Raw genomic sequence first — 12,342 nt, 5'->3', positions numbered from 1 at the left:
GGATTTAGTATCAACGATCACGAGAGGCGTTGGCCGTGAAAGTCCCATTCACCTGGAAAGTCACCGGCTGGTTCATGGTCGGCTGGTCTCCGGAGTTTCCCGACGGCGAGGTCCGGCCGCTGCATTACTTCGGCGAGGATCTGGTGGCCTACCGGGACGAGCAGGGTGAGTTGCACGTCTTGGAAGCACACTGCAAGCACCTCGGCGCGCACATCGGTCACGGCGGCAAGGTGATCGACGACTGCGTCGAGTGCCCGTTCCACGGCTGGCGCTGGGGTCCCGACGGCACCAACCGATACATCCCCTATCAGCCGGACCGGCCCAACCGCGGACTGCGGCTGCGGGTGTATCCCGTGCGGGAGCAGTACGACTGCGTCTTCGTCTGGCACCACCCGGACGGCGAGGAGCCGCAATGGGAGATGCCGGACATCTTTCACAAGTTCCCGCAGTTCGAGACGGACCCTGCGGCGTATTACCGCGCGTACCCGGAGTTCTCGCGGCGCGCGGAGCGCGAACCGGTGCATCCGCAGATCGTCGCCGAGAACGCCCCCGACAGCGCGCATTTCGAGTACGTGCACCACGCGACCGTGACGCCCAGGGTGCTGGATTGGAAGATCGTCGACCAGGAATGGCAGTTCATCGCGGGCTGGCCCGACGCGCAGAGCGACAACCCCGAAGACCTGGTCTTGCAGTTCCACAGCCACCTGTTCGGCCTCGGCGGAGCGATCAGCGTCTTCGAGGGCGCGCAGAATCATCGGCTGATCTTCACTTGTACGCCGGTCGACGACGAATGCTCGGACCTGTTCTACTCGATCTGGTGGCCGCGGCCACCCGGGGACACCGCGGACGTTCCCGACGGCAAACTGCGCGAGGTCATCGAGAAGCAGTTCCTGTCCACCGTGTTCGACGATCTGCAGATCTGGCGCTACCAGAAGTACGTCGAACACCCCGCGCTGTCGAAGGTCGATGCGAAAGGTTATATGGCACTGAGGAAATGGGCGACCCAGTTCTATGACGTCGCGCCGGTGGGCGCCCCCGCATGACGGACCGAACGACCGGACTCGCCGCACCGGGGCACACCGCGATCGTCACCCAGGAGTGCCAGGGCGCGGTGATGGGCCCCGACGCCGGACTGGCAATGCTCGCCGAGGAGGCCCGCCGCGAGGCGCTGCCCAACATCGCGCGGCTGCTGCCCGCGGCCCGGGCGGCCGGGGTGCGCGTCGTGCACTGCCTGGTGCAGCGGCGGCCCGACGGGCTCGGCTCTAACCACAACGCGAAAATCTTCGCGATGGGCGGCGGTAACCGGGTGGACATCACGCCCGGCACGCCCGGCGCGGAGTTGTTGCCCGAATTAGGGCCGGAGCCTTCGGATTTGGTGTTGCACCGGTGGCACGGCGTGGGCCCGATGGGCGGCACCGACCTGGATGCGGTGCTGCGCAATCTCGGGGTGTCGACCATTGTCGTGGTCGGCGTTTCGCTGAACATCGCGATTCCCAACCTCGTCATGGACGCCGTCAACGCCGCCTACCGGGTGGTCGTCCCCCGCGACGCGGTGGCCGGCGTACCCGCCGACTATGGTGCAGCGATGATCGCCAACACCCTGTCGCTGCTGGCCACGATCACCAGCACCGACGATCTGCTCCGGGCCTGGGACGAAGGAACGCGATGACCGAAACCGCGCCGGAAGTTCGAGGCGGATTCCCCGACGTCAGACCCGTCGAGGACGCACCCGCGGAACTGGGCCCGTTCGTCGCCGCGCTGCGCCGTCTGCAGGACCTGACGGTGTCCACGAAGCCCGACCCGGCGCTGTGGGCCGCCGCAACCGCGCACCTGGAGAACGCCTGCGCGCTGCTGGACGGCCACCAGGTCCACGAGACCGAGGCGGTGGCCGGCCGGGTGCTGAGCCTGCCCGGTTTGGCCCATCCCCTGATGCCGCCCTGGATGGTGACCGAGTCCGGTCCCGATGGCGTGCGGATGGCCGGTCATTTCAGCACCGCCCATATCGGCGGGAACCGGGCCGTGCACGGCGGCATGATCCCGCTGTTCTACGACTGGCTGTTCGGCATGGTCGTGACTACCGCGGACATCCGGCCGACGCGCACCGCCTACCTGCACGTCGACTTCCGCAGCATCACCCCCATCGACCAGCCACTGACGGCCCAGGGTCGCATCACGCGAGTCGACGGCAGGAAGGTTTTCATTGACGCTACTATGATAGCCGCCGATGGAACCTTGCTCAGCGAAGCCAACGGCCTGATGGTCCGCCTGCTCCCCCACCAGCCGTGAGAGGCACGATGTCCGACACCACAACAACATTCACGGTGCCGGCGGTCGCGAAGGCCGTCGCCGCCGCGATCCCCGATCGGGAGCTGATCATCCAGGGCGATCGGCGCTACACCTATGCGCAGGCGATCGAACGCTCTACCCGGCTGGCCGCGTATCTGCATTCGCAGGGGTTGGGCTGCCACACCGAGCGCTCCGCGCTGAGCGGCCACGAGGTGGGCCAAGACCTGCTGGGCCTTTACGCCTACAACGGGAACGAATTCGTCGAGGCGTTGCTGGGCAGCTTTGAGGCGCGAGTTGCCCCGTTCAATGTCAACTTCCGCTACGTGAAGAGCGAGCTGCAATACCTGCTCGCGGACTCCGGGGCGACCGCGCTGCTCTACCACGCGGCGTTCGCACCGCGGGTGGCCGAAATCCTGCCGGATCTGCCACAGCTGCGCGTGCTGATCCAGATCGCCGACGACTCGGGCAACGAATTACTCGAGGGCGCAGTCGATTACGAGGCCGCCCTGGCGTCGATGTCTCCGGAGCCGCCGCCGGTGCGGCACTCCGCCGACGACCTGTACGTCTTGTACACCGGCGGCACGACGGGGATGCCGAAGGGCGTGTTGTGGCGCCAGCACGACATTTTCATGACGTCCTTCGGCGGCCGGAATCTGATGACCGGCGAGCCGTCCAGTTCCGTCGAAGAGATCGTCGAACGCGCCGCGTCGGGTCCGGGCACCAAGCTGATGATCCTGCCCCCGCTGATCCACGGCGCCGCCCAGTGGAGTGTGATGACCGCGATCACGACGGGACAGTCCGTCGTCTTTCCCACGGTGGTCGATCACCTGGACGCCGACGACGTGGTGCGCACCATCGAGCGAGAAAAAGTCATGGTGGTCACCGTGGTGGGCGATGCGATGGCGCGCCCCTTGGTCGCCGCGATCGAGAAGGGGATCGCCGACGTATCGTCGCTGGCGGTCGTCGCCAACGGCGGTGCGCTGCTGACCCCGTACGTCAAGCAACGCTTGATCGAAACGCTGCCGAACGCCGTTGTCGTCGACGGCGTCGGATCCTCGGAAACCGGGGCGCAGATGCACCACATGTCGACCTCCGGAGCGGTGGCGACCGGCAGGTTCAACGCCGGGCCGGACACCTTCGTCGCGGCAGAGGACCTGACCGCAATCCTAAAACCGGGCCACGACGGGATGGGCTGGCTGGCGCAGCGGGGCTACGTCCCACTCGGCTACAAGGGCGATGCGGCCAAGACGGCCAAGACATTTCCGGTGATCGACGGCGTGCGGTACGCCGTCCCCGGTGACCGCGCGCGCCACGGCACCGACGGCTCCATCGAATTGCTGGGCCGGGACTCGGTCACCATCAACTCCGGCGGCGAGAAGATCTTCGTCGAGGAGGTCGAAACGGCCATCGCCTCGCATCCCGCGGTGGCCGACGTGGTGGTCGCCGGTCGGCCGAGCGAGCGGTGGGGCCAGGAGGTCGTCGCCGTGGTGGCGCTCGCACCGGGCGCCGGCGTCGAGTCACGGGAACTGGTGGCGCACGCCGCGCAGACGCTGGCGCGCTACAAGCTTCCCAAAGCGATTGTGTTCCGTCCGATCATCGAGCGCAGCCCGTCGGGAAAGGCCGACTACCGGTGGGCGCGCGAGCAGGCGGTGAATGGCTGACCGGTGATCCCGGCAGCCCGACGCGGAAAGGCGTAGACCAATGAAGTACCAAGGTCGTGTCGCTGTGGTCACGGGTGCCGGCTCCGGCATCGGCCGCGCCCTGACCCAGGCGCTTGCACGGGATGGGGCACACGTCGCCGCATCCGACATCGACCCGGACGGCCTGGCCGAAACCCAGGCCGCGTGTCCGCTCGGGCAGGTGACGCCGTACCGGGTCGATGTCGCCGACCGCGATGCGGTGCTGAGTTTCGCTGACGAGGTGCGCGAGCAGCACGGGCCCGCCTCGCTGGTGTTCAACAACGCCGGGGTCGACCTGTTCGCCGGCGTGGCGGAGATGTCCTGGAAGGACTTCGACTGGCTGATGGAAATCAACGTCGGCGGCGTCGTCAACGGGACCAAAGCCTTTCTGCCACAACTCATCGAGGCGGGTACGGCGCGACGCCCCGCCCGGTTGATCAATCTGTCCAGCGCCTTCGGGCTGATCGCGGTTCCGTACCAAGGCGCCTACAGCATGTCCAAGTTCGCGGTGCGCGGCCTCACCGAGGCACTGCGTCAGGAGATGATCATGGAGAGCCGTCCGGTCACCGTGCACTGCGTGCACCCGGGCGTGGTGCGCACCAACTTCGGGGCGAACATGCGCACGGCGGACAACGAGGATCCCGAGATGGCGACCAAGATGTTCGATCGCGCGGCCCTGACGTCCGCCACCAAGGCCGCCCGGCTGATCCTGCGCGGGGCCGACAAGAACCGCGCCCGCATCCTCATCGGAGCCGACGGCCGCGTGATGGCGGCGATGCCGCGCCTACTCGGCGCGGGATACGCGGGCCTTTTGGCTAGGGCCGGGAAACTGACCGACTCGCGCTGAGCCGGCGGCGGTTGCGGGCCTTCGTTATTCGCATCATCACGCCGGCCCCCAGCCGCAACGAGCGGCCGAACGGCGGCGCCGCGTTCCCGGTGATGCTGAAAGGCAGATCGTTGCCCACCACGGTGCGGTAATGACTGAACGAGTCGAAACCGGCCTTGCCATGGTAGGCGCCCATCCCGCTGCGGCCCACTCCCCCGAACGGCGCCGCCGACGGGATCATCTGTGCCGCAAAGTCGTTACGGGCGACACCGCCGCTGCGGGTGCTGCGGACGAAGGCGCGGAAGTCGGCGTCGTCGGGTCCATACCAGTACGCCACCAATGGCGTCGGTCGGTCGTTGATGTAGTCGATGGCCTCCGTCAGGCCCGAGTACGCCTTCACCACGAGGACCGGGCCGAAGATCTCCTCCCGTGCAATCTTCATGCGCTCGTCGACGTCACGAACTATGGTGGGCGCGATCTTGCGCGAGGCACGGTCCGGCAGCGACTCTCCCACCGGCGCAACGGTTTCCACGCTCGCGCCCTTGTCGCGGGCGTCCTCGATCAGCCCGATGACCCGGTCGAAATTCGCATCGTTGACACTTGAGCAGTAGTCCTTGTTCGACACGATGCTGCCGAACATCTCGCGCAGGGCATTCCGGGCGACGTCCACGAAGGCATCCAGCCGTCCTTCGGGCACGAACACATAGTCGGGGCACACGCAGACTTGGCCCCCGTTGACCATGCGGGCCTGCGCGATCCGTGTCGCCGCCCGGCGGATGTCGGCGCCCGGCGCGACGACGACGGGATTCTTGCCGCCGAGCTCCAACGTCACCGGAACCAGATTTTGCGCCGCCGACCGCTGGACCAGGGCCCCGACCGACGGTGAGCCGGTGAAGAAGAGGTGGTCGAACGGCAAGGCGGCGAAGGCGGCCGCCACGTCGGGACCGCCGGTGACGACGTGCAGTTCGTCCGATTCGAAGTATTTAGGCCCGAGCGATGCCATCAGGTCCGCGGTGTGCGAGGTGACCTCCGACATTTTGATCATCACCCGGTTGCCGGCCGCGAACGCGGTGGCGGCGGGCAGGACAACGAGATTGAGCGGAAAGTTCCACGGACCGATGATCCCGATCACTCCGAGTGGCGAGGGCTGGACCTCGGCCCGCAGACCGAACAGCCGCGCCGTGCGCATCAGCTTGGTTGGCCGCATCCACTGAGCGGCATGGGATCTGGTGTGCTCGATGACGGAGAACATCCCGATGACCTCGGTAAACAGGGTTGCCGCCTTGGAGCGCGTGCCGAAGTCGGCGGCCATGGCGTCCACGAACGCGCCGGTGTTGTCGAGAACCAGTGCCATCAGCCGGTCGATGCGGTTGCGCCGCGCCGCCAGGCTGGGCGGCCCCTCAGCCTTGAAGGCACGCCGCTGCCGCTGCAGGACCGCGTCCAGCTCAGCGGCCCGCTGTTCGGCAGTGCCGTGAGCGCGTTCGTCAAGTGTGCTCATGACTCACCTTCGGTGTCCGGACCGGCGAGCGGCCTCGCATGGTCATGCCCATATTGCCTACTGTAATAATTACAGTATGATCTTACGAAGTAAGTGTTCGATCGTGCTGAGATCAAGATGCTGGAGATCAGGTGACGACCAACGTGCACACCGCCGCCGGTGCCGGCGACGAGACCGTCAGCCTGCGTGACCCCTACCCGTTCTTTGCCCGCAAGCGGCGGGAGGCCGGCGTGTTCGCCGGCACGGTGATGGACTACTCCAAGACGCCGGAGTCCCTGATGCCCAAGCAGGAATACTCCGCGATGTCGTTCGACGCGGTCAACACGGTGTTTCGGGACGGCCGGGTGTTCAGTTCCAAGCCGTACGACAAGACCATCGGCCTGTTCATGGGGCCGACGATTCTGGCGATGGGGGGAATGAAACACCGCGAACACCGCAACCTGGTCTCCGCGGCGTTCAAGTCCAAGGCGCTGGCCCGCTGGGAGCCCACCATCGTGCGGCCGATCTGCAATGCCCTGATCGACGAGTTCATCGAAACAGGTCGAGCCGACCTGGTCCGGAACTTCACCTTCGAGTTCCCCACCCGCGTGATCGCCAAGCTGCTGGGACTGCCGGCCGACGACCTGCCGATGTTCCGCAAGCGCGCCGTGCAACTGATCAGCTACCACGTCAACTACGAAGGCGCCTTCGAGGCCTCGGCCGCGCTCAAGGAGTATTTCATCGAGCAGATCGAACAGCGCAAATCCAAGCCCACCGAGGACATCATCGGTGACCTGGTCACCGCGGAGATCGACGGCGAAAAGCTCACCGACGAAGCCATTTACTCGTTCCTTCGTCTGCTACTACCGGCCGGCTTGGAAACCACCTACCGCTCGTCGGGAAACCTGTTGTATCTGCTGCTGACGCACCCGGAGCAATTCGCCGCGCTGCAAGCCGACCGCGAGCTGTTGGCACCGGCCATCGAGGAAGGGCTGCGGTACGAAACACCGCTGACCGTGGTGCAACGTTTCACGACCGAGGACACCGAAGTGGAAGGCGTGAAGATTCCGGCGCGTTCGGTGATCGGGGTGTGCATCGGTTCGGCGAACCGCGACGAGCAACGCTGGGAACGCTCCGAAGAGTTCGACATCTTCCGCAAGCACATGCCGCACATCTCGTTCGCCGCAGGTGAGCACACCTGCCTCGGTTTGCATCTCGCGCGGCTGGAAACGCGCGTCGCGATGGAATGCCTGCTGGACCGGCTCACCAACCTCACCTTGCTGACCGACGATGACCCGCACATCCACGGCCAGCCGTTCCGGTCACCGAATGCGCTTCCGGTGACGTTCGACGCGAAGTAGTGTCCGACAATGGTCAAAGTCATGACGGGCTTTCGGGTCCTCGAGCTTGCGCAGTTCACGTTCGTTCCGGCAGCGGGAGCCATCCTGGCCGACTGGGGAGCGGACGTCATCAAAGTCGAACACCCGGCGCGCGGCGATACCCAGCGTGGCTTTCTGAATATGGGTGGCATTCAAATCGATCCGGAGCGACACCCGCTGATGGAACATCCCAACCGGGGCAAACGCAGCGTCGGAATCGACGTCTCCACGCCGGGCGGTCAGGAAGTGATCTACGAGCTGGCCAAGACCGCGGACGTGTTCCTCACCAACTACAAGCCCGCGCAACGCCAGAAGCACAACTTCGACGTCGAGCACATTCGCGCGGTGAATCCAAACATCGTGTACGCCCGCGGGTCGGCCTACGGGGACAAAGGGGCCGAACGTGACACCGGCGGGTACGACGGCACGGCGTTCTGGACCCGAAGCGGCATCGGGTACGCGCTGACGCCCGAGGAGCTGGGCGGCGCACTGGGACAAGGCATTCCCGCATTCGGCGATTCGATCGGCGGCATGTTCATCGCCGGGGGCATCTCGGCCGCCCTGCTGCATCGCGAGCGCACCGGTGAAGCCGTCGAACTCGACGTGTCGCTGCTGAGCACGGCGTGGTGGGCGGCCGGCGCCAGCGTGACGCAGGGCATGGAGACCGGCGAGGTCATGCGCACTCCCATGCCGGGTTCCGGCGCCCCCTCGGTGAATCCCTTCATGGGCAACTACGAAACCTCCGACGGCGGCACGATCAACCTGTGCATCATCAGCCCGACCGGGCTGATCCGCGACACGTTCGAACATCTAGGCATTCCCGAGGCGGCCGACGATCCGCGCTTCGCCGACGTGCTTCCCTTGATTCAGAACGCCGATGCCGCCGCCGAGCTGATCGCAACGGCCTTCGCGGGCAAGCCCTTTGACTATTGGCGGCAGCACCTCAAGACGATGAAGGGCCAGTGGGCACCGTTCCAGAGCCTCATCGACCTGGTCGACGATGAGCAGGCGATCGCCAACGACATGATCGCCGAAGTCGAGCTCGCCGGCGGCGGCAAGCCGTTCCGCGTGGTTCGCGGCCCCGTTCAGTTCAACCACGAGCCGTTGACGACGACCCGGGCGCCCCAGGCCAGTGAGCACACCGAGTTGGTTCTAATGGAGCTCGGCATGGACTGGGACCGGATCGAGGAACTCAAGAATGCAGGAGCCATTGCGTGACCTCCAATGACGATGTCGCCATCATCGGCGTGGGTTTACACCCCTTCGGGCGCTTCGAGGGCAAGTCGGCGATGCAGATGGGCGTCGACGCCATTCTCGCCGCGGTCGCCGACGCCGGTATCGCCTGGCATGACGTGCAATTCGCCACCGGTGGGAGCTGGACGGTGGCCAACCCGGACGCGATCGTCGGCATGGTCGGCCTCACCGGCATCCCGTTCACCAACGTGTTCAACGCATGCGCGACCGCCGCCAGCGCCGCCAAGGCGTGCGCCGACGGCATCCGGCTGGGCGACTACGACATCGGTATCGCCGTCGGCCTGGATAAACACCCACGCGGCGCGTTCACCGAGGACCCCGCACTGGTCGGCATGCCGCGCTGGTACGCGGAGAACGGACAGTACCTGACCACCCAGTTCTTCGGCATGAAAGCCAACCGCTACCTGCACGACCACGCCATCTCTCAGCAGACGCTGGCCAAGGTCGCCGCCAAGAACTTCCGCAACGGGGCCATGAACCCCAATGCATTTCGCCGGAAGCCGCTCTCCGAAGAAGACATCTTGAACTCGGCGATGCTCAATTACCCTCTGACGCAATACATGTTCTGCGCGCCCGACGAGGGGGCCGCCGCCGTGGTCATGTGCCGGGCGGACATCGCGCACCGTTATAGCTCCAAGCCCGTCTACCTGCGGGCGGTGGAGGTCCGCACCCGCCGCTACGGGGCCTATGAGGTCAACACCACCTGCGCACCCGTCGAAGAAGACGTGGCGCCAACGGTTTACGCCGCTCGCGGCGCATTCGAGAAGGCGGGCATCTCGCCCGACGACGTCGACGTCATCCAGTTGCAGGACACCGACGCCGGAGCCGAAATCATCCACATGGCCGAGTGCGGGTTCTGCGAGCACGGCGATCAGGAGAAGCTCCTGGCCGACGGTGCCACCGAGATCAACGGCTCGATGCCGGTCAACACCGACGGCGGGCTGATCGCCAACGGTGAGCCCATCGGCGCTTCCGGTCTGCGACAGATCCACGAGATCGTACGCCAACTCCGCGGCGAGGCCGGCGATCGTCAGGTGCCCGGCAACCCGAAGGTGGGATTCACCCAGTTGTACGGCGCGCCGGGCACCGCCGCGGCGACAATCCTCACGACCTGACGGCGCGCCCCAGCGCCGAGCGTGAACTGGCGGCGACGACAAGCCGAAGGCGGGCGCCGTCAGTTCACGCTCGGCGAAACTAGGAGGCTTTCTTCGCGACCGGCGCGTACGCCGGCTTTCCCAGGCCCAGCACGTATTGCGCGATCATGTTGCGGAACACCTCGAGGGTCCCGCCGTAAATCCCGACCAGCGGGGCGAAGCGGTATACGTACTCCGCGGCCCCATTGTCGGCCGCGCCGTCGGTGCCGAGGGGCAGCGTCGACGCGGTACCCAGGATGTCCATCAGGTCCGGCGAGATGTCACGCATCGTCTGCGCCAGGGCGACGCGCCCGAAGATGCTGGGGGCGCTCAATGACGCTTCTATCCGCGCCGCGCTGCGCCCCAAGCGATATGCCACCGCCGAATCATCGATGAGCCTGCGCCCGTTCGGGTCCCGCTCGCCCACTTTGGCCGCGGCCTTGTCCAGGGCATCGGCCATGAAACCGGCCTGGTGCATCATGATCGACACGTCCTGCAGCCCGTCCGGGGCGGCCGCCACCGCCCCGTGCTCGGTGTTAAGGGGTTCACGCAACACCGTCCAGCCCGCGTTCACGTCGCCCAGGCGGTACTTGTCGTCGACGCGCACGTCGCTGTAGTAGACGATGTTGGTGCGGTCACCGTCGACGGTGCGGATGCCCTGGATCTCGATGCCCGGAGAGCTCAGTGGAACCAGAAACATGGTCAGGCTCTTGTGTTTCTGAGCGTCCGGATCGGTGTTGGTGATGAGGAAGACGTACTGGCAGTTGTGCGCGCCGGTGGTGAACATCTTGGAGCCATTGATAATCCAGGTTGATCCATCCGCCTCCCGCACCGCACGGGTCTTGCAGGTGGCGATGTCGGACCCGCCCTCGGGTTCGGTGTAGCCCAGGCACAGCCGGACGTGTCCGCTGAAGACGCCCGGTAGCACTTCGTCCCGCAACTCGGCCGAGCCGAACCTCGCGACCGAGCGGGCCACCATGGCGGTGGTGCCCCAGGTCACCCAGGGCACGTGCGCGCGCCGCTTCTCCAACTCCCAGATGCGGCGACGTAGCCGGCTGAAGCCGCCGTCGGCCTCCGGCTTCCATTCGCGTTCGAGGTAGCCGGCGGCGCCCAACGCCAGGTGCACTCCCTCGTCGAAGTTGTCGCCCGTTTCCCGGTCCCGGCGCTTGACGTCTTCTGTCACATGCGTGCGCAGGAAATCGCGCGCCTCTTCGAGAAAGCGCTGATCGTCCTCGGACAGCGTGACTCGTGAGAAATCCACTTAGGCGCCCTTTCCACTTTCGCGGGCGGCGACCAGCTCGCCGATGTACTTGGCGCTGGCGCCGGGATCCCCGCCGGCCAATGCCCAGCCACGGGCTCGTACCAGGTATGCCGTGGCGGCGGCCTCGGCCGAAACACCAAGGCCCCCTTGGATATGCACCGCCATGGTCGCGGCCTTCGCCGCCTCCTCGGCCATGAACACGAACGCCGAGGGTGCCAACTCCGGTCGCTCGTGCGGCTCGTTGTCCAGAAACCACGCCGCACGCCGCGCCAGGTTGCGGCCACCCTGCACGGTGATCGCGATGTTGGCCAGCGGATGAGAGATGCCCTGCAGCGTCGAGATGGGCACCCCCAGCGTGTAACGCGTCTTGGCGAACTCGGCGGCGATGGTCATGGTCTTCTCCACCAGCCCAACCAACGCCGCCGCACTCAGCACCCGCCATTCATCCAGTGCTCGTTGATATTCCGCGAACGCCTCGGATCCGCTGGCCAGCACGGTGCGGGTGTCAGCGGTCGCTGGATCCACCCAGGCCATCGGCAACCGGCCGATGTTGTCCACCTTGGTCGGGCGCGTCCCGAACGTCAGCGCGACGACGTCGTCGCCATCGCGCATGATGATCTGGTCGGCGATCGATCCGGTGGGCAGGAGCCGAGCGCCGGATGCGCTTTCCTGCTGCGGATCGAGTGCGGCGAGCCGCTTGCCGTGCACGACGTCGGGTTCGACCGCGCCCAGGCGTGCGAGCAGCCGTGCGGTGCAGACCTGGTCGATCCACGGAACCGGCGCGAGCGACCGGCCGATCTCCTCGGCCACCAAGGTCAGATCGACGAGCGTCGCGCCGTCTCCGCCCGCGGATTCCGGAACCGCCATGGTCGTTGCGCCCATGGCGCACAGCCGCTCCCATAGATTTTTGTCGAAGCCGGTCTCCTCGGCGGCGCGCACGGTTTCGATCGGGCAATGTGTTTTGAAGAAATCGCGGTAGGCGGCCTGCAACGCCTCGTGATCCGACGTCAGGCTGTAGTCCAGCCTACGTAGTTCATAGCGGTCCAT

11 protein-coding genes are annotated in these 12,342 nt (G+C 66.2%); 8 read left to right on the top strand and 3 right to left on the bottom strand.

What is annotated here, in order from left to right:
* The first annotated feature begins 35 nt into the window (after positions 1-35).
* From A5753_RS12445 to A5753_RS12425, 5 genes are read left to right on the top strand one after another with little or no spacing between them, the layout of a single operon-like run.
* Positions 36-1,043, top strand: coding sequence for a Rieske 2Fe-2S domain-containing protein (locus A5753_RS12445; RefSeq protein ID WP_067127866.1), 1,008 nt, complete (start codon positions 36-38; stop codon positions 1,041-1,043).
* Positions 1,040-1,669 carry a cysteine hydrolase gene (locus A5753_RS12440; RefSeq protein WP_067127863.1) on the top strand — a complete coding sequence of 210 codons (630 nt, stop codon included), beginning with the start codon at positions 1,040-1,042 and terminating at the stop codon, positions 1,667-1,669. Before A5753_RS12445 ends, A5753_RS12440 begins: the two co-directional genes overlap by 4 nt.
* On the top strand, positions 1,666-2,286 hold the full coding sequence (locus A5753_RS12435; RefSeq protein ID WP_067127859.1) for a PaaI family thioesterase: 621 nt from the start codon (positions 1,666-1,668) through the stop codon (positions 2,284-2,286). The genes A5753_RS12440 and A5753_RS12435 overlap by 4 nt, the downstream gene beginning before the upstream one ends.
* Before the next feature lie 8 nt (positions 2,287-2,294).
* Positions 2,295-3,947, top strand: coding sequence for an acyl-CoA synthetase (locus A5753_RS12430; RefSeq protein ID WP_067127856.1), 1,653 nt, complete (start codon positions 2,295-2,297; stop codon positions 3,945-3,947).
* Between the two features lie 40 nt (positions 3,948-3,987).
* Positions 3,988-4,812: an SDR family oxidoreductase gene (locus A5753_RS12425; protein WP_067127854.1), complete on the top strand. Its 825-nt coding sequence runs from the start codon at positions 3,988-3,990 to the stop codon at positions 4,810-4,812.
* On the opposite strand, the gene A5753_RS12420 is transcribed toward A5753_RS12425, so the two are convergent.
* The gene (locus A5753_RS12420) at positions 4,781-6,289 is read right to left on the bottom strand and encodes a coniferyl aldehyde dehydrogenase (protein WP_082971292.1); all 1,509 of its coding nucleotides are present in this window, start codon (positions 6,287-6,289) and stop codon (positions 4,781-4,783) included. The genes A5753_RS12425 and A5753_RS12420 overlap by 32 nt on opposite strands.
* 131 nt (positions 6,290-6,420) lie before the next feature.
* Between A5753_RS12420 and A5753_RS12415 the strand changes: the two genes are divergently transcribed.
* The 3 genes from A5753_RS12415 to A5753_RS12405 are packed head-to-tail and all read left to right on the top strand — an operon-like array spanning position 6,421 to position 10,016.
* The gene (locus tag A5753_RS12415) at positions 6,421-7,629 is read left to right on the top strand and encodes a cytochrome P450 (RefSeq protein WP_067127851.1); all 1,209 of its coding nucleotides are present in this window, start codon (positions 6,421-6,423) and stop codon (positions 7,627-7,629) included.
* Between the two features lie 21 nt (positions 7,630-7,650).
* Positions 7,651-8,865 carry a CaiB/BaiF CoA-transferase family protein gene (locus A5753_RS12410; protein WP_067128055.1) on the top strand — a complete coding sequence of 405 codons (1,215 nt, stop codon included), beginning with the start codon at positions 7,651-7,653 and terminating at the stop codon, positions 8,863-8,865.
* A complete protein-coding gene (locus A5753_RS12405) occupies positions 8,862-10,016 on the top strand; it encodes a thiolase family protein (protein WP_067127848.1) in 1,155 nt (384 codons plus the stop codon). Before A5753_RS12410 ends, A5753_RS12405 begins: the two co-directional genes overlap by 4 nt.
* Before the next feature lie 79 nt (positions 10,017-10,095).
* Here A5753_RS12405 and A5753_RS12400 read toward each other — a convergent pair whose 3' ends face one another.
* A complete protein-coding gene (locus tag A5753_RS12400; protein WP_067127844.1) occupies positions 10,096-11,295 on the bottom strand; it encodes an acyl-CoA dehydrogenase family protein in 1,200 nt (399 codons plus the stop codon).
* A complete protein-coding gene (locus A5753_RS12395) occupies positions 11,296-12,342 on the bottom strand; it encodes an acyl-CoA dehydrogenase family protein (protein ID WP_067127842.1) in 1,047 nt (348 codons plus the stop codon).

Origin of the sequence: Mycobacterium sp. 852002-51971_SCH5477799-a, assembly GCF_001667145.1 — a bacterium.
GTDB lineage: Bacteria > Actinomycetota > Actinomycetes > Mycobacteriales > Mycobacteriaceae > Mycobacterium.
Note: the sequence above shows the minus strand (reverse complement) of the source record. Positions and strands in the feature narration are given on the sequence as shown.